Source organism: Planococcus sp. TJ-301 (assembly GCF_058268475.1).
This window is the reverse complement of sequence record NZ_JBZDOH010000004.1, coordinates 93644-115165: the sequence shown is the minus strand read 5'-3', so window position 1 is coordinate 115165 and position 21522 is coordinate 93644. Positions and strand designations below refer to the sequence as shown.

20 protein-coding genes, 1 tRNA gene and 1 other RNA gene are annotated in these 21522 nt (G+C 46.9%); 2 read left to right on the top strand and 20 right to left on the bottom strand.

Going from position 1 to position 21522, the window contains the following annotated elements; translation table 11 throughout:
• Positions 1 to 72: 72 nt before the first annotated feature.
• Positions 73 to 660 carry a CHRD domain-containing protein gene (locus tag AC4EHJ_RS15295; RefSeq protein WP_490976468.1) on the top strand — a complete coding sequence of 196 codons (588 nt, stop codon included), beginning with the start codon at positions 73 to 75 and terminating at the stop codon, positions 658 to 660.
• A gap of 198 nt (positions 661 to 858) precedes the next feature.
• Here AC4EHJ_RS15295 and ssrA read toward each other — a convergent pair.
• From ssrA to AC4EHJ_RS15230, 13 genes are all read right to left on the bottom strand, one after another.
• Positions 859 to 1211: a transfer-messenger RNA gene (gene ssrA / locus AC4EHJ_RS15290) on the bottom strand.
• 82 nt (positions 1212 to 1293) lie between these two features.
• On the bottom strand, positions 1294 to 1758 hold the full coding sequence (gene smpB, locus AC4EHJ_RS15285; protein WP_490976467.1) for an SsrA-binding protein SmpB: 465 nt from the start codon (positions 1756 to 1758) through the stop codon (positions 1294 to 1296).
• A gap of 51 nt (positions 1759 to 1809) precedes the next feature.
• Positions 1810 to 4158, bottom strand: a complete 2349-nt coding sequence (gene rnr, locus AC4EHJ_RS15280; RefSeq protein ID WP_490976466.1) for a ribonuclease R — start codon at positions 4156 to 4158, stop codon at positions 1810 to 1812.
• Between the two features lie 24 nt (positions 4159 to 4182).
• Positions 4183 to 4929 (bottom strand): alpha/beta hydrolase, encoded by a 747-nt coding sequence (locus AC4EHJ_RS15275; RefSeq protein WP_490976465.1) that lies wholly within the window; start codon positions 4927 to 4929, stop codon positions 4183 to 4185.
• A gap of 426 nt (positions 4930 to 5355) precedes the next feature.
• Entirely contained in the window at positions 5356 to 5583 is a 228-nt protein-coding gene (gene secG, locus AC4EHJ_RS15270) for a preprotein translocase subunit SecG (protein WP_490976464.1), read from the bottom strand.
• Between the two features lie 98 nt (positions 5584 to 5681).
• Positions 5682 to 6977 (bottom strand): phosphopyruvate hydratase, encoded by a 1296-nt coding sequence (gene eno / locus AC4EHJ_RS15265; protein ID WP_490976463.1) that lies wholly within the window; start codon positions 6975 to 6977, stop codon positions 5682 to 5684.
• A 19-nt stretch (positions 6978 to 6996) separates the two neighbouring features.
• Positions 6997 to 8529: a 2,3-bisphosphoglycerate-independent phosphoglycerate mutase gene (gene gpmI, locus AC4EHJ_RS15260; protein WP_490976462.1), complete on the bottom strand. Its 1533-nt coding sequence runs from the start codon at positions 8527 to 8529 to the stop codon at positions 6997 to 6999.
• Positions 8522 to 9283: a triose-phosphate isomerase gene (gene tpiA, locus AC4EHJ_RS15255; RefSeq protein WP_490976461.1), complete on the bottom strand. Its 762-nt coding sequence runs from the start codon at positions 9281 to 9283 to the stop codon at positions 8522 to 8524. Before tpiA ends, gpmI begins: the two co-directional genes overlap by 8 nt.
• A gap of 14 nt (positions 9284 to 9297) precedes the next feature.
• On the bottom strand, positions 9298 to 10479 hold the full coding sequence (locus tag AC4EHJ_RS15250; RefSeq protein WP_490976568.1) for a phosphoglycerate kinase: 1182 nt from the start codon (positions 10477 to 10479) through the stop codon (positions 9298 to 9300).
• A 110-nt stretch (positions 10480 to 10589) separates the two neighbouring features.
• Entirely contained in the window at positions 10590 to 11594 is a 1005-nt protein-coding gene (gene gap / locus AC4EHJ_RS15245; RefSeq protein ID WP_490976460.1) for a type I glyceraldehyde-3-phosphate dehydrogenase, read from the bottom strand.
• Positions 11595 to 12638, bottom strand: a complete 1044-nt coding sequence (locus AC4EHJ_RS15240) for a sugar-binding transcriptional regulator (protein WP_490976459.1) — start codon at positions 12636 to 12638, stop codon at positions 11595 to 11597.
• Between the two features lie 106 nt (positions 12639 to 12744).
• Positions 12745 to 13098, bottom strand: coding sequence for a glutaredoxin family protein (locus AC4EHJ_RS15235; RefSeq protein WP_490976458.1), 354 nt, complete (start codon positions 13096 to 13098; stop codon positions 12745 to 12747).
• Between the two features lie 154 nt (positions 13099 to 13252).
• Positions 13253 to 13324, bottom strand: a tRNA-Arg gene (locus AC4EHJ_RS15230).
• Positions 13325 to 13496: 172 nt separating this feature from the next.
• Between AC4EHJ_RS15230 and clpP the strand changes: the two genes are divergently transcribed.
• The gene (clpP, locus tag AC4EHJ_RS15225; protein ID WP_135501084.1) at positions 13497 to 14108 is read left to right on the top strand and encodes an ATP-dependent Clp endopeptidase proteolytic subunit ClpP; all 612 of its coding nucleotides are present in this window, start codon (positions 13497 to 13499) and stop codon (positions 14106 to 14108) included.
• Between the two features lie 407 nt (positions 14109 to 14515).
• Here clpP and AC4EHJ_RS15220 read toward each other — a convergent pair whose 3' ends face one another.
• From AC4EHJ_RS15220 to AC4EHJ_RS15190, 7 genes are all read right to left on the bottom strand, one after another.
• Entirely contained in the window at positions 14516 to 14773 is a 258-nt protein-coding gene (locus AC4EHJ_RS15220) for an HPr family phosphocarrier protein (protein WP_490976457.1), read from the bottom strand.
• A 58-nt stretch (positions 14774 to 14831) separates the two neighbouring features.
• A complete protein-coding gene (whiA, locus tag AC4EHJ_RS15215; protein WP_490976456.1) occupies positions 14832 to 15782 on the bottom strand; it encodes a DNA-binding protein WhiA in 951 nt (316 codons plus the stop codon).
• Positions 15783 to 15803: 21 nt separating this feature from the next.
• The gene (locus tag AC4EHJ_RS15210) at positions 15804 to 16799 is read right to left on the bottom strand and encodes a gluconeogenesis factor YvcK family protein (RefSeq protein WP_490976455.1); all 996 of its coding nucleotides are present in this window, start codon (positions 16797 to 16799) and stop codon (positions 15804 to 15806) included.
• 4 nt (positions 16800 to 16803) lie between these two features.
• Complete coding sequence (gene rapZ / locus AC4EHJ_RS15205) at positions 16804 to 17688, bottom strand: RNase adapter RapZ (RefSeq protein ID WP_490976454.1); 885 nt, start codon at positions 17686 to 17688, stop codon at positions 16804 to 16806.
• Complete coding sequence (locus tag AC4EHJ_RS15200) at positions 17675 to 18166, bottom strand: NUDIX domain-containing protein (protein WP_490976567.1); 492 nt, start codon at positions 18164 to 18166, stop codon at positions 17675 to 17677. Before AC4EHJ_RS15200 ends, rapZ begins: the two co-directional genes overlap by 14 nt.
• A gap of 738 nt (positions 18167 to 18904) precedes the next feature.
• On the bottom strand, positions 18905 to 19858 hold the full coding sequence (trxB, locus tag AC4EHJ_RS15195; protein WP_490976453.1) for a thioredoxin-disulfide reductase: 954 nt from the start codon (positions 19856 to 19858) through the stop codon (positions 18905 to 18907).
• A 67-nt stretch (positions 19859 to 19925) separates the two neighbouring features.
• Positions 19926 to 21452, bottom strand: a complete 1527-nt coding sequence (locus AC4EHJ_RS15190; protein ID WP_490976452.1) for a tetratricopeptide repeat protein — start codon at positions 21450 to 21452, stop codon at positions 19926 to 19928.
• Between the last annotated feature and the right edge of the window lie 70 nt (positions 21453 to 21522).

Sequence of the window (21522 nt, the reverse complement as noted above, 5' to 3'; positions counted from 1 at the left end):
CATTTTTAAGATTAATGTGTTGTATAATATGGTATCGCCTACGGGCGAAATTTGCAAGAAGGAGATTGATATATGAAAAAACGCATGGCTTTACCATTAGCTTCAGTATTGGCAGTCGCAGGGTTTGCCGGATCGGTTTTTGCTGCACATGAAGGCCAGCAATTTATGGCGGAAATGACGCCAGACCAGGAACCGGCGGAAGTTGAAAGCAACGCAACCGGAGACGCAACTGTAAAATTCAGCGAAGATGGCATGTCTTTGGAATTTACGGTAAATGCCGATGGATTGGACAACACAGTTGCTGGCCATTTTCATAGCGGCCCCCCTGGAGAGAATGGACCGGTAGAATTATTGTTATTTGAAAATGCAGAACCGATGGATTACGACGGTGAAGTAGCAACTGGCACTCTAACAGAAGCCGACCTTGCGGGGGATATGAACTGGAGTGATTTCACGAAAGCGATGGTCGCAGGTGATATCTATGTAAACCTCCATACAGAGCAGTATCCTGAAGGCGAAATTCGCGGTCAAGTAGAAATGGCTGGTGAAGAAATGCCGACTACTGCTTCTAATGGCCCTCTTTACACAATGATTGGGATGCTTTTGGCATTAGCGGGCGGAATCATGCTCCTTGGCCGAAGCAATAAGAAAACTGCATAGTTGATTCTTTCGAAAAGCTGAACTCCTACTTGATCTGTCATTCATCTATGATCCAAGTTCAGCTTTTTTTATATTGCTTAAAACTTATCCACTAAGATGAACTTTTGTGTTTCAAGGATGCTTAGGCAAAATAGCAACAAAAAAACGCCAAAACCTAAAGTATAGGTTTTGGCGTTTTCGTAAAATCCTTTTTCTCCAAAATGGAGACGGCGGGAGTCGAACCCGCGTCCAGAAACTCCGCTACTTGAGCGTCTACGCGTGTAGCTTACTTATTAGGGTTTCATGCCTCAATCTGCCAATAAGCGGGCGTCCTGGGCACTAACTTGAGAATCTCTTGCATGCAGCTCAAGTGGCACTGCCTGCCGTATCCCACTAAAGTTGAGCTTTACCTAGCCACATGGGCGATAGATAGATAAAGCAGATCCGAGCTTACGCTGCGAATGCTAGGTTTTGGTTTGTTTTGCCAGTTGTTATAATCGCGTTTTTACGGAGCCGACCCTCCGACGCGCAACCCAAGCCCAGATCATCCCTGTCGAATCCGTAACGTCCCCTCATATTAAAGGAACACGGAAAGGCGATCAGCCTTAAGTGCTATACCATCAGTATAAGACAAGATTGGTCAGACATCAAGCTTTAACGGCTGCGTTCTTTCATCGCACGGTCAATTTCCCGTTTCGCATCTTTCTTTTTCAGGTCCTGGCGCTTATCATAGTTCTTCTTCCCTTTACCGACGCCAAGCAACACTTTCGCGTAGCCGTCTTTCAGGTACATTTTCAACGGGATGATTGCCGCTCCCTGAATTTTCGACACGCCGATCAATTCGTTGATCTGCTTTTTATGCATTAGCAATTTGCGGACTCTCGTCGGATCGTGGTTAAAGATATTGCCTTGTTCGTAAGGTGCGATATGCATATTGGAAATCCACGCTTCACCGTTCCGGATCCGGACAAATGCATCCACCAGCTGGACCTTGCCATTGCGGGCAGATTTGATTTCTGTTCCTTGCAACACAATTCCGGCTTCAATTGTTTCTTCGATTGCATAATCGAATCCGGCTTTTTTGTTCTGGGCTATTACTTTCCCGTCACCCTTCGCCATAATATTTCACCTCATAATTGATCTGAAAAGAGCGGCCTGAAAGCCGCATCTTTACTTTTTCTTTTTGGCTCCCTGTTTAGCGGCGCCTTCATAGAACTTTTTCTTCTGGCTCTTCGGTTTGCGCCCTGGAGCGGCTCCCGGTTTGCTTCCCGGTTTTCCGCCGCCTGGCTTGCCGCCTCGGCCTTTTCCTTTATCGTCTCCGTCCCGTTTGCCGGCACGGATCACTTTCGGTGCATCTCGGCTTGTACGGCGCTTGCTTTGCGGCATGCCGACAATTTCGAAATCGATCGAAGATTCCTCAGGTTTCACTCCGATTACTTTGATCTGGATTTCATCGCCGATGCGGAATTGGCGGTTTGTGCGTTCACCGATCATCATCATTTGGCGGTCGTCGAAACGGTAGAAATCATCCGTCATATTAGAAACGTGGACCAAGCCTTCAATCGTATTCGGCAATTCGATAAACAAGCCGAAATTCGTCACAGACGAAATGATGCCTTCGAATTCTTCGCCGATTTTATCAGCCATATACTGAGATTTCTTCAAAGCATCCGTATCGCGTTCAGCATCAACAGCACGGCGTTCGCGCAACGATGTGTGTTCAGCGATGTCAGCCATATTCGCATCCCAATGCATGATTGTCGATTTCGACAAGTCTTTATTGATTAAATACGTACGGATCAAGCGGTGGATGATCAAATCCGGATAACGGCGAATTGGTGAGGTGAAATGCGTATAAAACTCACTCGCAAGACCGAAATGCCCTACGCTGTCTGCTGAATACTTCGCTTGCTGCATTGAGCGCAGCATCATTGTCGAAACAACCGCTTCTTCTGGAGAATCTTTTATCGAATTGATGATTTCCTGAAGCGCACTCGGTTCGACTTGCGTCCCGCTGCCTTTAACAACGATACCGAAGTTTGTAATGAATTCAAAGAAACGCTGAAGTTTTTCCGGCTTCGGATCTTCGTGGATCCGGTAAAGAGATGGCACTTCCATGCGATGGAAATGTTCAGCGATTGTTTCATTGGCAGCCAACATGAACTCTTCGATCAAACGCTCAGAAACCGTCCGTTCACGGACAACGACGTCAATTGGATAGCCTTCTTCATCGACAAGTACTTTCGCTTCCTTGAAATCGAAATCGATTGCCCCACGGCGCATGCGGCGTCCACGAAGAACCTCCGCCAAATCTTTCATCAATTCGAACATCGGCACAAGCTCGGAGTACTTCTCTTTTAATTCCGGGTTATCAGTTTCCAATATTTCATAGACGTCCGTGTACGTCATGCGCGCTGAAGTGTTGATGACACTTTGGAAAATGTCATGCGACAAAACTTCGCCCATATCGTTGAAAATCATCTCACACGATAGCGTCAAGCGGTCCACTTGCGGATTAAGCGAACAGATGCCGTTCGATAGGCGGTGCGGAATCATCGGAATAACACGGTCTGTCAGATAAATGCTCGTCGCCCGGTCGTAAGCTTCGCGGTCAATCGGCGAACCTTCCGTCACGTAATGGCTGACATCGGCAATATGGACCCCTAATTTATACGTTCCGTCTTCCAATTTCACCACTTGTACAGCATCATCAAGATCTTTCGCGTCGGCGCCATCGATCGTCACGATCTGCTCCTCGCGCAAGTCGCGGCGATTGTTCAAGTCAGCTGGATCGATTTCTTCCGGCACGTCATTCGCTTGGTCTAGAACATCCTGCGGGAATTCAGTTTCAATGCCGTGCTTATGGATAATCGACAAAATGTCGACGCCTGGATCATTTTTATGGCCAAGGATCTGAGACACCATGCCTGTTGCGGACTTGCGTCCTTCCGGCCATCCCGTGATTTCAACCACGACTTTATGGCCGTCCACTGCACCAAGCGTATCGTCTTTGGCAATAAAGACATCCATGTTCATCTTTTTATCATCCGGTACGACAAAACCGAAACCGCGGTTATCCTGGAACGTGCCGACCACTTTCGTCGTGCCGCGCTCCAAAATGCGAATAATCGCGCCTTCACGGCGGTCGCCTGACGAGCCTTCTGACACGCGGATCATGACTTTATCGCCATTCACTGCCCCGTTCACTTCTGTTGGCGGAATAAAGACATCGTCCATACCCGGCTCTTCCGATGCTACAAAGCCGAAGCCTTTTGCGTGGCCGATAAATTTCCCGCGCATCAAATTCATACGCTCAGGTACGCCATAACGGTCAGCGCGCGAGCGCACCAGCATCCCTTTTTCTTCAAGTTTAACCAGTGTTTTCACAAGTTCCTTAAACTCGTCTGCATCTTCAAAACCGAATTGTTCTTCAATTTCTTGTACGGTTAACGGCTTGTATGCATCTTCACGCATAAACGCCAATAATCGCTGTTCAAGCGACATTTCATTGTTACTCATTCCCAATTCCTCCTATTCGAAATCTCACTCGCTCCAATCGAGCGATTCAAGAAATTCTAAAATATCTTTGTGCAATTGTTCTTTCTCTTTATCGAGTGTGATGACGTGTCCCGATTTTTCGTACCATTTGATGTGTTTCTGGATCGATTCTGCCTGGTCATAGATGACATTTGCAGAATCGGTATCGATGACATCATCCAATGAGCCTTGGACTACAAGGAGCGGTGCGTAAATATGATCCACCTGTCCACGAACTTCTTGAATCAGTTCCCGGAGATATTGCAGAGATTCCATCGGGCGCTCCTGGAACTTCTTCATTTCCTCTTCGATAAGTGCATCGTCTTTTCCTTCATATTTCTTGTATTCACGCGCATATTTCAACACGCCCTCGTACATCAAATCAGTCGTTTTCATGTACATGGGGGCGCACATTGTTACAAGGCCCTTTATTGGAAATGTATACCCTATCTTTAGGGCGAATACGCCACCAAGCGACAATCCGGCTACTGCGATTTCTTCATAGCCTTCTTCTTTCAATTGCTTTAATGCCGATTCGACATCTTGCCACCAGTCTTCTGGACCTGTTGGAATCAGTTTTTCAGGTTCGACACCATGCCCTGCGTAATGAGGTGCGATAGACGTATAGCCATTTTTCTCCAGGAAGCGGCCAAGCATTCTGACATCCGCTGAATTCCCTGTAAAGCCGTGCAATAACAGGACCGCTCTGGGGCCTGCTTTAAAGAAAAATGGTTTTGGCTGCGAAACTCGCATAAAGATCCTCCATTCATTTTTTCAGTTTTCATTGAACACTTCAAGTATAGGCTACTGTACAGTTGTTATATAAGTTGAACTAATCAATGATCATAGTCGATATTCCGCAAAACAGCTACGCTTGCCGCGGGCAAGACTTACCCGAAGCCTGCGAGGGCAAGTCTTTGCGACGAAGTGCGCAGCACTGCAACGCACTTTAATGTCTCGAAGCTAGCGCAGCGATGCAGAGACAGGAGCAGTACGGTTTTCTCCGTTGTTTTGCTCCATATCGAGAGATATCTTAGCGCGGCGCGTCTAGCCCAAAGCGTCCGAAGCGTTTTTCAACATATACTTCTTTACTTCAACTTGTTTAGGTAAGTATTATTATATCGTTATAAAAAGAAAACGCCTAACCAGTGAAATGGTCAGGCGATTTAAACGTCTACATTAAGCTTTAGTTACGGCAATAGCCAAAATAAAGAATAAGGCAGCAAGTACAATCGTTACCCGATGAAGGACCAAGTCTACTCCACGAGCTTTTTGCTTGCCGAAAAGTTGCTCTGCTCCACCGGAGATGGCTCCTGAAAGACCTGCACTTTTTCCTGATTGCAATAATACAACAACAATTAAAGCGAGCGATACGATGACCAATAATGTCATTAACAACGTATGCATAAATTCCACCTCCTGAAAAGAACTTTCACAACAAGACCTAGTTTACCAAAAACTTAGAAATATGACAATAGCAATAGAAGAAAGCTGCAGCTAAAGCCTTATTTCTTTAAGTTGTAGAAAGTTTTCAACCCAAGGTATTGTGCTGAATCGTTAAGCTGGTCTTCGATGCGCAGCAATTGGTTGTATTTCGCTACACGGTCAGTACGTGAAGGAGCACCTGTTTTGATTTGGCCGGCATTTGTTGCAACTGCGATATCCGCAATCGTCACATCTTCCGATTCGCCTGAACGATGGCTGATTACAGCCGTATAGCCCGCGCGTTTAGCCATTTCAATTGCATCAAACGTTTCTGTCAATGTACCGATTTGGTTCACTTTGATCAAGATCGAGTTTGATACGCCTTCTTCGATTCCTTGAGCCAGTTTTTTCGTATTCGTTACGAACAAATCATCGCCGACCAATTGGACTTTGCCGCCGATGCGCTCAGTCAATAATTTGTGGCCAGCCCAGTCGTTTTCATCCAAGCCGTCTTCGATTGAAATGATCGGGTATTTTTCGCAAAGTTCCGCGTACCAGTCGACCATTTCAGCAGAAGTTTTAACCGTGTTATCGCCTGGCAGGTTATAAACGCCTTTTTCTTTATCATACAATTCAGATGAAGCGACATCCATTGCCAGCAATACGTCTTCGCCTGGCTTGTAGCCCGCTTTTTCAATTGCTTCCATGATAGTCGACAAAGCTTCTTCGTTTGAACCAAGGTTCGGCGCAAATCCGCCTTCGTCGCCGACTGAAGTGTTATAGCCTTTTTCTTTCAAAACAATTTTCAGGTTATGGAAAATTTCTGCGCCCATTTGCACGGCATCGCGGAAAGTTTTAGCACCGACTGGCATTACCATGAATTCCTGGATATCGACATTGTTGTCCGCGTGTTCGCCGCCGTTCAAAATGTTCATCATCGGCACCGGTAATTGCTTCGCGTTAAAGCCGCCTAAGTATTGGTATAAAGGAATATCCAAGTAATCTGAAGCCGCGTGTGCGACAGCCATGGAAACGCCAAGGATTGCATTTGCGCCTAAACGCCCTTTGTTTTCTGTGCCGTCAAGTTCAATCATCGCCTGATCGATTGCAATTTGTTCAAGCACTGTGAATTTCCCTTCGATTTCAGCAGCGATTTCATTATTTACGTGGTCAACAGCTTTTAATACACCTTTTCCAAGGTAACGGCTTTTATCGCCATCGCGAAGTTCTACAGCTTCATGCTCTCCAGTTGACGCGCCAGAAGGTACGATTGCTCGACCGAATGCACCGCTTTCTGTGAAGACTTCTACTTCAACAGTAGGATTTCCTCGTGAATCTAGTACTTCGCGTGCAAGAATGTCAGTGATAATCGGCATTAAAAACAGCTCCCTTAGTTTAGAATAATGGTTTTCCGGTCATTTCTACCGGTTGGTCAACGTTCAATAATTTCAAGACAGTCGGTGCCAAATCGGCAAGAATACCGTCATTTCTTAGTACAACGCCTGGTTTTGTAACGATTAATGGTACTTTGTTCGTCGTATGCGCCGTCATTGGCTTGCCTTCTAACGTCAATACTTCATCCGCATTGCCGTGGTCGGCTGTGATAACTGCGGCGCCGCCTTTTGCATGCAGCGCTTCGACGATTCTGCCGAGGCATTCATCGACAACTTCGATAGCTCGGATTGTCGGCACCAGCATTCCGCTGTGGCCCACCATATCCGGATTTGCAAAGTTCAAGATAATCGCATCAAACGCATCATCATGGATCTCCTGCAACAATTGGTCCGTCACTTCATAAGCGCTCATTTCCGGTTTGAGGTCATAAGTCGCTACTTTCGGTGAATCAACCAAAATCCGTTTTTCACCTGGAAATACATCTTCGCGCCCGCCGCTCATAAAGAACGTAACGTGCGGGTACTTTTCGGTTTCGGCAATGCGCAATTGGCGCAAGCCGTTTTCCGACAACACTTCCCCGATTGTCTGTTCCAGATTCAACGTGTCGAATGCAACACGCGTAGGCAGCTCATCGGTGTAGCTGGTAAATGTAACAAATGTCAGGTTTTGCGGTTTATTCGGCCCTTGTGGAAAGTTATTGAAATCTTCTTTTACAAATGCCGAAGTCAATTGAGTGGCACGGTCGGGACGGAAATTGAAGAACAGGACAGAATCGCCCGTTTTAATCGTGCCCACCGGTACGCCGTTCTCGGTCACCGCGAAAGGCAAGACGAATTCGTCATTAGCGCCTGTATCATACGATTTGGCAATTCCTTCGCTCGCGCTTTCCGCTGCTCCGCCGACGCCATCGACAAGCACGCGGTAAGCAAGTTCAACCCGCTCCCAGCGGTTGTCGCGGTCCATAGCGTAATAGCGTCCACTGATGGAAGCGAACTTGCCAATGCCGATTTCAGCCATTTTGTGCTCAGTTTCTTGCACATATTGCAATGCTGTCTGAGGGCCGACATCGCGTCCATCCAGGAATCCGTGTACGTAAACTTCAGTCAACCCGTGCTGTTTCGCTAGTTTCAATAACGCAAATAAGTGTTCAAAATGGCTGTGGACGCCGCCATCAGACAACAACCCCATCAAATGCAGTGCAGTGCCATTTTGCTTGGCATTCGCAACAGCTTCCAAAAATGCTGGATTGCCGAAGAAATCACCGTCTTTGATCGATTTATGGATACGCGTCAAGTTCTGATAGACAATCCGTCCGGCGCCGATATTCAAGTGGCCGACTTCAGAATTGCCCATTTGCCCTTCCGGCAAGCCAACCGCTTCACCAGATGCCGTCAGCAAGCCGTGCGGATACTTATTCCACAAATGGTCAAAATTCGGTTTTTTCGCCTGAGCTACTGCGTTGCCGAAGTTTTCTGCCCGGAAGCCGAAACCATCTAAGATAATCAACGCTACTGGATATTCTGTATTACGCATGCAATCCCGCCTCTAGCAATTTCACATAAGACTCCGCTTCCAGGCTCGCTCCGCCGACTAATGCGCCATCGATATGCTCCATGCCCATCAATTCCTCGATGTTCGCTGGTTTCACACTGCCGCCGTATTGGATGCGTACTTGCTGTGCTGTATTTTCATCGTATAACGATGCCACTTTTTTGCGGATAATGCCGCATACTTCATTGGCATCTTCTGCTGTGGCGGTTTTGCCGGTGCCAATTGCCCAGATCGGTTCGTAAGCGATGACCGTTTGAGCTGCTTGGTCCGCTGACAAGCCTTTCAGTCCTTCAGCCACTTGCTGTTCGACGACGTCGCCTGTAGAACCGCTTTCCCGCTGCTCCAAGCTTTCACCGACGCACATGATCGGGGTGATGCCGTATGCAAACGCGGCATGCACTTTTTTGTTTACTGAAGCGTCAGTTTCGTTGAAATACTGGCGGCGCTCCGAATGGCCGATAATGGCGTATTGGATGCCAAGATCCGCTAATTGCACAGGGCTGATTTCGCCGGTGAACGCTCCTTCTTTTTCTTCGTGCATCGTCTGCGCCCCTAGTTGAAGCGGGCTGCCTTCCGCTGCTGTTGCCAGCTGCTGAAGAAACAGCGCCGGCGCACAAATAACTGAATCGACTTTGTCCGCGTCCGGCGCGAGGCCTTTCACTTCTTCGACAAATTGTTTTGCTTCAGAAAAAGTTTTATACATTTTCCAGTTTCCCGCTATAATCGGCTTTCTCAACAAAACCACTCCTTCTATTTATCGGTTAATGCAGTAACGCCAGGCAAATCTTTGCCTTCCATAAACTCAAGGGAAGCACCGCCGCCCGTAGAGATATGGTCCATTTTGTCGGCTACGTTGAATTTCTCGACAGCCGCTGCAGAGTCTCCTCCGCCGATAATCGTATAGGCTTCTGTTTCCGCCATCGCCTGAGCGACGGATTTGGTGCCATTTTCGAATGAGCTCATTTCAAACACGCCCATAGGCCCGTTCCAGATGACCAGCTTCGAATTTTTGATGACATCCGCATAGGTTTTAGCGGTTTCAGGTCCGATATCGAGGCCCATCCAGTCAGAAGGAATTTCTGAAATCCCTACAACTTTTGTTTCGCCGTCATTTGAAAATTCTTTTGCCACTACGACATCGACTGGCATGTATAAGTTGACGCCTTTTTCCTTCGCTTTTTCAATGAAGGATTTGGCGAGGTCGATCTTGTCTTCCTCAAGAAGTGAGTTTCCGACTTCATTGCCTTGCGCTTTGCTGAACGTATAAGACAAGCCGCCGCCGATAATCAGATTATCGACTTTATCCAAAAGATGGTCGATGACACCAATTTTATCTTTGACTTTGGCTCCTCCGATGATTGCCGTAAACGGACGTTCCGGTTCAGACAACGCTTTGCCGAGGACATCCAATTCCTTTTCCAGCAACAGGCCGGATATAGCGGTCAGATGCTCTGCGATGCCAGCTGTCGACGCGTGCGCACGATGTGCTGCGCCAAACGCATCATTGACGAAAAGGTCTGCCAGCGATGCGAATGCTTTTGCGAGTTCAGGATCATTTTTTTCTTCACCTTCATGGAAGCGAACATTTTCAAGCAGAATAATATCTCCTTCGGCCATTGCCGAAATTTCCTGCTCCACTCCTCCCCCGATCGATTCATCGAGGCTCTTAACTTGTTTATGTAATAATTCGGTTAACCTGACTCCTGCTGCTGCCAGTCTCATGTCTTCGTTGACTGCGCCTTTCGGGCGGCCTAAATGACTTGCCAAAATAACTTTTGCCCCGTTCTCGACCAAATATTCAATCGTTGGGACAGCTGCGCGAATCCGTGTGTCGTCTGTCACTTTTCCTTCAGACATCGGCACATTAAAATCCACTCGGCAAAATACGCGTTTCCCTTTTAAGTCCACGTCTTTCATGGTCATTTTCTTCAACATGAAAATCCTCCCGTTCATATAAAAAAATAAGGGGCGGGGTAAATCCCCACCCCTTTTACCCTCTTTCATTATAGAGGTTCATCGGAAATTAAGCTATGATTTTGGGATTACAAACCCGTTTTGTACATGTGTAGAGCCAAATCGATGCAGCGAGCTGAGTAGCCAGACTCGTTATCGTACCAAGCCAAGACTTTAACCATGTTGTCGCCGATTGCCATAGTAGACAAGCCGTCTACAGTTGCTGAAGCTTCTACGCCATTGTAGTCTCTTGATACAAGCGGAAGATCGCTGTATTCCAAGAAGCCTTTTAATTCGTTTTGGGATGCTTCTTTAAGCGCTTTGTTTACATCTTCGATAGATGCTGAAGTTTCAAGTTCAGCGACCAAGTCGATCAATGAAACGTTTGGTGTAGGAACGCGGATTGCCATACCATCCAATTTGCCGACCAATTCCGGCAATACTTTTGTTACTGCAACTGCTGCGCCTGTAGTTGTAGGAATCATCGATTCCGCAGCTGCACGGGCACGGCGGAAATCTTTATGCGGTGAGTCAAGCAAGATCTGGTCATTTGTGTATGAGTGGATCGTTGTCATCATCGCATGTTTGATGCCGAATTTTTCGTTCAATACTTTTGAGATTCCGGCTAAGCCGTTTGTAGTACATGATGCGTTTGAAACCACTTTGTCTTGTTCTGGATCGTAGCTCTCATGGTTAACGCCCATAACGAGAGTTTTCATGTTTTTGCCTGGTGCAGAAACGATGACTTTCTTCGCGCCAGCTGTGATATGTTTTTCAGCTGCTTCAGCGTCAGTGAAGAATCCAGTAGATTCAACAACGATATCGATGTTCAATTCGCCCCATGGAAGGTTAGAAGGATCTTTTTCTGAGAAGACTTTGATTTTCTTGCCGTTGACGATCAAGTAGTCGCCTTCAGAAGAAATTTCAGCGTCCAGAGTGCCGTGGATAGAATCGTATTTCAGCAAGTGCGCAAGCATTTTAGCGTCTGTCAAATCGTTCACTGCTACTACTTCCACTTCTTCGTGAATCAATGCTTGGCGGAAAACTATGCGTCCTATGCGTCCGAATCCGTTAATAGCTAATTTTAAAGTCATTTATAATTCCTCCAGTTTTTGTGTAAGTTCTATTATTTGCCGGGCCGCCCCTTCATCAGTGACGAGCACCGTTCCCTTGGCTGCAATTTTGCAATACGAGAGAATTGCCTGTGCTTTTGAATGCCCTCCGGCTACTGCCAGGATGAATGCGGCATTTTTGACCTGCTCCAATTGAATTCCCGCTGTACGGATGCGATAAACCACTTCTCCTTGATCGTTGAAGTAGTAGCCGAATGCTTCGCTTACTGCACCGCCGGAACGGATATGCTCCACTTCCTCGCTGGAAGATTTGCGCTGCAATGCAATTTCCTCGGCATTGCCGATTCCGTGCACCACGATATCCGTCCGGTCGTAACTGTCCATCATGTCTTTGATGACCGGTTCGCGCAGCATCATTTCGAACGCTTCCGCGCTGAGATGATCCGGCAGATAGAGTGTCTTGACCGAGCCAGCAGTTTTTGCGGCAAATGCCGATGCAATCGTATTGGCCTGGTGGAGGACATCCTCGCCCAGTCCGCCGCGTGCAGCAACAAATTGGAGCGCGTTGTCTTTCCTGTCAGCGGATAATTCTTTCGAGATGGCCGCCATCGTGCTGCCGCCGGTCACCGCAACAATTTTGTGTTGAGCAAACCTGGATTCAAGCAGCCGGGCAGCTTCTTTGCCGATATCGCCTTTAACAGCCGGCATTTCATCACTGTCCTGCGGCACGATGTGCACGCGCGCTATTCCCAAAATGGATTTCAATTGCTGCTCCATGTGTGAAAGTCCGGAAACTTCACGCATGAATTCTTTTAATGCTTCCAGAACAGCTGCACCTTGAAGAGTGACAGCCATTCCAGCGGTTTTTGCTTTTATCAGCTGCTGACTACGCAACAAATCAGTTTCATTGCGGATATCGCGTTCTTTCATACCGGCAAGTTCGCTAAGTGCGCGCCTGCCAATCGGCTCTTCTCTCTGGATAGCCTGCAAAATTTGATAACGTTTTTTCAGGAGGTCGGTCATTTCCGGCACGAGCTTGTTCTGCGCTTCCGTTAATGGATCCATTAATTCACTCCTTACGCATGGGACATTTTTCGTCCCGATACTTTTTTTCTGTCCCACTTATTTCATTTTAGCTGAGCTTTTCAATAAATGCAAATAAAAAGAAGCGTTAAAGTTCTAACGCTTCCAATAATTCAATATATCCGACATTGCCATAGATGATCGTTTCGCCATTGCGCTCAATCACCGGAATCATCAGCATGTATTTTTCATGCAAGGCGTCGTCGCTTTCGATGTCCACTTCCGTCCAGTCGATATTAAAATCCTCCTGGACCAGTTTTAGCATTAGCTTAGCCTCATCGCATAACGGACAATTTGCCCGCGTGAATAACGTAATCATGTTCACCCTTCTTTCGTTGCCATCTTTGTCCAGCTCCGCCGCAGGAAGAAGCAGGGCCAAAAAAACCTGTTCCGGCATCTTCGTTTTCTGGTAAAGAAGCAGCCTGTGTTTCGGCCGGTTCACTCCTCCAATTATATTCGGCAGCCGCTTTCTGGTAAAGTGTCGGGCAGATATTTTGGTTAGCTTGGCGGGATATTCTACATGCAATTACAGCAGCAAAAGAAAAAGCAGCACACCTTTTCCAATTTACTGGAGTAGGCGTGCTGCTTTCATTTTATGCCCTCGGAAGGAATCGAACCTCCATCTCAAGAACCGGAATCTTACGTGTGATCCATTACACTACGAGGGCAAATCGTTATTAGCGACTTTTCTATTATATACAGAGATACAAAACATTTCAAGCTTGTTTTTTCAATTCGTTAGATTTGACCTTCATTGACCATCATGTGTATGATATTATTACAGCTGAAGAAGATTTCAGTATAGTTAGCCAATACCTTATTATGAGGAGGAAATTACCTATGAATTTAATTCCAACAGTAATTGAACAAACGAGCCGCGGCGAACGTGCCTATGATATTTACTCACGTTTGCTGAAAGACCGCGTTATCATGCTGGGCAGCGGAATTGACGATAATGTTGCAAACTCTATCGTCGCGCAGCTGCTGTTCCTCGAAGCTGAGGATCCAGATAAAGATATTTCGATCTACATCAACAGCCCTGGCGGCAGCATCACAGCCGGTATGGCGATTTATGACACAATGCAGTTCATCCGTCCGGATGTCCAAACTATCTGCATCGGCATGGCCGCTTCTATGGGTGCTTTCCTATTGGCAGCAGGCACGAAAGGCAAACGCTATGCTTTGCCGAATGCTGAAGTCATGATTCACCAACCACTTGGTGGAGCACAAGGCCAAGCGACAGAAATTGAGATTGCCGCAAAACGCATCTTATTCCTTCGTGAAAAATTGAACACGATCTTGTCAGAACGCACTGGCCAATCTTTGGATGTCATTTCCAAAGATACAGACCGCGATAATTTCATGACTGCAGAGCGCGCGCTTGAGTATGGTTTGATCGACCAAATCATCACTCGTAGCAAATTGCCTCAGCACACTAAAGAAGATATCTAAACAAAAATCCCGCAGCTTTTCGATGCTGCGGGATTTTTTTGTGTGGTAGAGAAACTCTTGTTAATCTTTTCATTTCGCTCTAGGCGGACGCGTTCCGCGGGCCTGGCTTCAGTCTCCGCCTTCCGCTTCATTCAAAGGTCCTTCTTAATAGCAAATCATTTCACTTTTTAAAATCATGAAAGATAAAATTTCTGCAATTTCTTCATGCTATCCAGATATGTAGCAAAACAGCTTCGACTCCCGCGGGGCAGCGTAGCGACGAAGCAGCGCAGCGCTGCAGGAGCATATGTTTTATCGGGGCTGTTTTGCGGAATATCTGCACCTATACCCCCTTTACCATTTAAAGAGTAAGCAGCTTTCTCAACACGTTGAAAAAACCCCGCAAGCCTCGAAGGCTGCGGGATTTCTTATGCTTCTTTTTCGATTAGGGATGACAATGCATTTACTGCTTTCTCTTCATCCGATCCGTCTGCTGAAATGGTTACATTCGTGCCTTTGCTGATGGCCAGGCTCATTATGCCCATGATGCTTTTCGCGTTAACCTTCTTTTCGTCTTTTTCCAAATAGACATCCGCGTTGTAGCGGTTGGCTTCTTGGACGAACAAAGCTGCTTGCCTTGCTTGCAATCCGGATTTCAATTGGACTTCCACTTGTTTCTCTACCATGCTGTCCCTCCTCTAAAACGTAACTGGACTTAATCATATATGAAAGATTGGCGCGGTGCTACCGGCCAATCGTTTCTCCTTTTCTCAATTGCTCCGCGATTTCATCGATTTTGCGCAACCGGTGATTGACACCCGATTTACTCACATTGCCGCTTGAAACCATCTCTCCAAGTTCCTTCAGTGTAACATCTTGATACTCAACGCGCAGTCTGGCAATTTCCCGAAGGCGTTCAGGCAACTGGTCAATGCCAATTACTGAGTCGATAAAGCGGATATTCTCGACTTGCCGCAGCGCCGCGTCAATCGTCTTGTTTAGGTTTGCGGTTTCGCAATTCACCAGTCGATTGACGCTATTGCGCATATCCCGGATAATGCGGACGTCCTCGAATTTCAATAATGCCACATGTGCTCCGGCGATACTAAGGAAATCTGAAATCTTTTCTGCTTCTTTTAAATAAGTTACAAAGCCTTTTTTCCGTTCAATGGTCTTGCTGTTCAAATGAAAGTGATTCATCAGCTCGACCAGTGAATCCGCATGGTCTTTGTAAAGCGAGTAGATTTCAAGGTGATAGGAAGAAGTTTCCGGATTATTGACAGATCCCCCCGCCAGGAAAGCACCTCGCAAATAAGCGCGCTTGCAACAAGTCTTTTCGATCAGGCTTTTATCAATTTCATGCTGAAATTGGAAGCCTTCCGAAATAATAGCCAAGTCCTCCAGGACATGCTTCGACCCTTCCCTGATTCTGCAGATATAAATATTGTTCTTTTTCAGGCGCATTTTTTTCCGGACCAGCAATTCGACCGGATATGTTGGATAAAAACGTTTCAAGAAGGTATAGATGCGCCGCGCAATCGCTGCGTTTTCTGTTTGTATATCAAGGCTCAACTGCCGATTCGAAAACGACAAAGTCCCATTCATGCGGATTAAAGCAGATAGCTCGGCTTTGCCGCAGCAATCGTCCACTTCAATTTGGGTCATTTCTTTTTTTGTTTCGGAAGCAAATGACATGCCGTCCCCCCTCTCCTCACATCAAAAATACAGATGCTTCGGTGTTTCTTTTTCGAGGCCTCCGGCGTATTCAAACAGCCACTGCGCCACTTTCATCGGTTCGTGCCGAACGGCTTTTCCGAATATACTGGTAATGTTTTGTTTGTAAACCTCAAGGCCCATTTTCTCCAGTTCTTCCTCGTCGCACTCAACTGGCGATGCCAGTTCTCTCTTATAGCGCTCCGCAACCGTCAACGGCACTTGGATCTTATCGAGCAAAATTGCATCCAAAAATGGTTTTTCTACATGTGCATATAGGGCTTTAACATGATCTGAGGCGGTATAGTTATATGTTTCCCCAGCCTGGGTCATTAAATTGCAGATATAAATCTTCTTCGCTGTCGAAGCCATCAAAGCTTGTTCAATGTCCTTGACCAAAAGATTTGGCAATATGCTTGTATACAAAGATCCCGGGCCAATGATAACAACATCCGCTTTGCTGATGGCAGTGATTGTGTCTGGCAGCGTTTTGACGTCATGCGGTTCTAAGAACACGCGCTTGATTGGCTGCAGGTACATCGGAATCTTTGATTCCCCACTGACAATTGTGCCGTCTTCGAACTCAGCGTGCAGCGTCACCAATTGATTGGCCGCTGGCAGCACTGTGCCGTTGACATTCAATACCCGGCTCATCTCACGAACAGCATGCGAGAAGTCCCCAGTAATTTCAGTGAGCGCGGCAAGCATCAAGTTGCCGAGTGAATGCCCATCCAAATCCAGGGACTGTTTAAAACGGTATTGGAACATTTCCGCGACGAGCGGTTCAGCATCAGATAATGCCGCCATCACATTGCGAATATCTCCTGGCGGCGGAATATCCAAATCATTGCGCAGCCGGCCAGAGCTTCCGCCGTCGTCAGCAACGGTCACGACCGCTGTTAAATCGAGCGGAAACATTTTCAAACCTCTTAATAACGTGGAGAGGCCAGTGCCTCCTCCAATGATAACTACACGCTTCCGGCGCAAAGAATCTTCCATGCACTCAGCCCTTTCTTGTTTTAACATCACGGTGCGTAACAATCGTCTTATAATTTTCAGCTAATAATTTTCCATAGTATTCAGCCAATGTTACCGAGCGGTGTTGGCCGCCTGTGCAACCGAACGCGATGACAAGCTGTGCCTTGCCCTCGCTTTTGTAGTGGGGAATCATGAACTCAAACAGGTCGGTCAATTTATCGATCAAGGTTTGGGTTTCGCTCCATTGCAGCACGTAATCCGATACAGGCTTATCGAGCCCGGACAACGGATTCAGTTCTTCAATATAATATGGGTTCGGCAAAAAGCGAACATCGAATACTAAATCTGCATCGATTGGCATTCCATGCTTAAAGCCGAACGACATGACGTTGACCGTGAATACGTTACTGGTCTTGGTCGCGAAATCCTTCATGATCCGTTCTTTCAGCTCACGCGGTTTCATCGTTGACGTGTTGTACATGTATTTCGCACGGCCCTGCAGATCCGTCAGCATGTCCCGCTCTTTTTTGATGCCTCCGAGCACTAAGCCTCCGGGCGACAGTGGATGCGAACGCCGTGATTCTTTATAGCGGCTCACGAGCGTCTGATTGTCAGCGTCTAGGAACAAGATGGTCACGGAAACTTTCGGTTCTTTCAAAAGGTTATCGATGGCGTCCACCAGGCTGTCGAAGAAATCTCCGCCTCGCAGATCCATGACCGCAGCCACACGCTTCATCGACTTTCCTGAATCTCTCATCAATTTGATGAACGTCAGCAATAAAGCAGGCGGCAGGTTATCAATCGTGAAAAAGCCGAGATCCTCAAAGCTTTGGATTGCCACGGTTTTGCCCGCTCCTGACATGCCGGTTATGATGATCAATTCAGTTTCGTCGTTATTATGATTTTCCATTCAGGCGTGTCACCTCTTCTGTTGAAATTTGTATGTGCTCAGCCAGCAGCTGAAATTCTGGGGTGTAGTGGAACGTGCCGTATTGCATGCCCGCCTGGTGCACCGCAAACTGAAGGTTGGTGCGGTCCCCTTCGGCCATTGGCAGAAACGCTAAGCTTTCAACCGGATGCCATTCAAGCAGCCCTTCGCGCGTTTCTTCGAAAGTTTTTCCTTCTAAGCCGTGTGCAACGAACGTAAACAACATCCATTCATCCACAATCCGGCCTTCGTCATGGATCATCATCGTGTAAATTCCTTTTAAATGCGTATTCAATGGCGTTGCGCCCGTTTCTTCAATAAACTCACGGATTGCCGCTTCGTAAATCGATTCACCGGTTTCCATTTTCCCGCCCGGTGCAACGTACCAATCGCGCCGAGGTTTTTTTAATAATAAGACTTGTCCGTTGCGGACAACTAGTAAATTCGCTATTCGCTGCACTATCGACACTCCGTATCTTTTGTAAACTCTCTCCATTATACATCTATCCTGGTGTGTCATGCAAAAAAAGAAAAGCGGAAAGAGCCCGTTAGCTTCGACAGGCATAAGACAGGCTGGCGAAGCGGCGCTTTTTGCCGCACAGCCGGCATGGCTTATGACCCGAGAAGCTGGCTCTTGCAGCTAGACAAAAAGAAAAGCGGAAAGAGCCCGTTAGCTTCGACAGGCAAGTTCTGGCCAAATCCATTTGGCCAGAACTTTGCGACGAAGCACGAAGTGCTGCAACGCATTTTAATGTCTCGAAGCTAGCGAAGCGATGCAACGGTTTTTCATGTCCCGAAGCTAGCGCAGCGTTGCAGGGACAGAGACAGGAGCAATGGGTTTTTGATGAACTTTCGAAGCGGCTCTATTACAGTGGCGTTTGGAGCCAGCTACCTCTAAGTTTCCGGTGATTGCTTTCTTAACACGCACCAATTCGGCGTTGACATGCCCTACAAAGAAATTAACAAGCACTAACAAGCTGTCAACATGAACTGTTTATAATTTAACCGCCACTAGCCCAATAACGCTATTTCACGCCTATGTTCAAAAGGATAATTCTGCACAAAAAAAAGCCGCTCCCCGGAATCTCCGGAAAGCGGTCTATCAAAGTATTCTATAAAAAGGGGGTCAATTTACTCTTCCTATATTAGCACCACTTCATGACAACGGTGTGACAATGCCATTAAGAAGTGATTAAAATCACGCTTTTTGGCCGATTTTTTCAACCAATTCTTCAATATAATGCTGGGAAGCCTGTGCTGCGATACTTCCGTCACCTGTAGCGGTCACTACTTGGCGCAGCATTTTGTCGCGGACGTCTCCCGCTGCGTAGATTCCTGGAATACTTGTTTCCATTTTTTCATTGGTTACGATATAGCCTTGGTCATTCAAAATGCCAAGCGAAGCAAAAGGTTTTGTCAATGGCAGCATGCCGATGTAGATGAACACGCCATCCGCGTCGAATTCCTGTTCACTGTCATCTTTCGTCGAAACAAGTGTGACGCTTCCGACTTTGCCTTTTTCATCATTGATCTCTTTTACTGTGTGGCTCCAAATAAAATCGATTTTTTCATTGGCGAATGCGCGGTCTTGAATGATCTTTTGTGCGCGCAATTCGTCGCGGCGATGGACAATTGTCACTTTATCCGCAAAACGTGTCAAGTAGACGCCTTCCTCTACTGCTGAATCTCCTCCGCCGACAACAACAAGGTTTTTGTTCTTGAAGAATGCACCATCGCAGACTGCACAATAGCTGACTCCGCGGCCTCCAAGTTCGTTTTCGCCTGGAACGCCCATTTTCTTGTACTCTGCCCCAGTCGTAATGATGATTGCGCGGGCTTTAAATTCTTTCGAACCGGTAATTATGGTTTTGTATTCTTCACCGTCAATAATTTCTTTGACGTCTCCGTAAGCATATTCCGCTCCGAATTTTTTCGCGTGCTCGAACATTTTTGTTGAAAGGTCCGGCCCCAGGATGTGGTCGAAACCTGGATAGTTTTCAATTTCTTCCGTGTTCGCCATTTGGCCGCCCGGAATTCCACGCTCTAGCATCAACGTCGTCAGATTTGCGCGTGATGTGTAAACTGCGGCAGTCATGCCTGCAGGTCCTGCTCCAATAATGATAACATCATAAACATTCGTAGTTTCGGTCATTTTATGGCCTCCTAAATCTCAGTAAGTAAATCGTATAAGAATCCGCGCTTATCAGCAACTTATTTGCTTATGATTCAAACAGCGGCAAAAAACGGATCAGTTCTGTGACGTATTTGGTCAATGTGGCAGTCGTAATGCCATAATGGGCGGCAACGGATTTTTTCGTCGCTGCCGTGTCTCTTGATGACTTCACCATATAGGTGACCGCTGCTGCCAAGGCTTTCGGATTTTTAAAGTTGTAATTCTGTTCAAATGCCTTTTCAACCAGCATGAACCACATTTGGAAAGTATAAGACCCTTGTTCCGTCACCATGCCGTTTTCGGCATAAAGCAGTTCCGCTACTTCCATTGCGCGCTTGAATGCGCGCTCTTCCGCCACTTCCACTTTAAACGGATGCCCAAGTGCGTATCCGAGCATATATGTTTCGATAACGGACGGTTGCTCGGATTTGAGCCAATTCGGATGCGAGATGATTTCCTGTTTATGGGCGGACTTGCCCAGCAGGAACATGCCAAATAGCCGCTCACTTTTATGGCTATGGTCAAGCTTTTTCACGAGGTAATCGCGGTTATGCTCCAATGCGTCTTCATGCGGCATCACGCCATTATCGGCCCACGGTTCGTAGCCGCCTTTGGTCGGATCCATTTGCGTCAATTGTTTCCATGCCTGTTTGGCGACATCTTCATGCCCCGAATGGAAGGCGGCGTGCGACAGCCAGAAATAAAAGGCCGGGTCGCCGTCAAATCCGCGCTTTTGCAGGCTTCTCAGCCAGCGGTACGCTTCTTTGTATTTGCCGACCAACGCAAATGTTGCTCCTAGTTTATAGCGGTGCTCGAAGACATACGGCTGAATCTTTTTCAAGAGTTCCAGAACATCTTCTAGCTCTTCATTTTTCTCGTAATAATGAAAGACAGCTAAATTGCATAATGCATGAAGATTGCCGGTATTACGTCTCAACACATCATGCAGCAACGCTTTCGCCATTTCAGCTTCGCCGACATAGAAATAGGCGAGCGCCAGATTATTATGCGCTCCCCAGAAATCAGGCTTTTCTTCCACCAGCTTCTCAAGCAATTCAATCGCTTCTGGGAAATTCCCTTTCTCCATCATGCGGCGCGCCTTTTCTTGCTGATAAAAGTATTCGCTATCCTGTGCTTCACCCTCATCATCAAAAAGCTGCCAGTCTTCCTGTTCCGCAAAATCGATGATTTCCAAAGCCTCTTCGTTATATTCGCCCTGCGGCTCTTTTTCGCTATACTTTTTCGCGTAATTGCGGGCATCCAAAAACATGCCGAGATGCGCGTGGACCTCTGCCAGGAAAAATAAGGTTTCGGATTTGTCCACATCAAGCCCGTGAGCCGTGCGCAGCGCGTCCATTGCCTGCTCGAATTCGCCCGTCTCCATGAGCACGATTCCGAATTGAACCCAGATATCCGCATCCTGTGGACTTAATTCTGTCGCACGCTGCAGGTATTTATGGGCTTTCGGATACCGTTCCCGCTGCAGCTCGCGCATTGCCTTTTTGTAATAGTATTCTCCTGTCGGTATGAATGAAAGAAGGTTGTCATTGTGTTTTTTCTTTTTATTCTCCAAAATATGCCTCCGAAAAAGTAAAAGGAACGATGAAATCGCTCCTTTACTCAAATGTGCTGTTATTATAGCA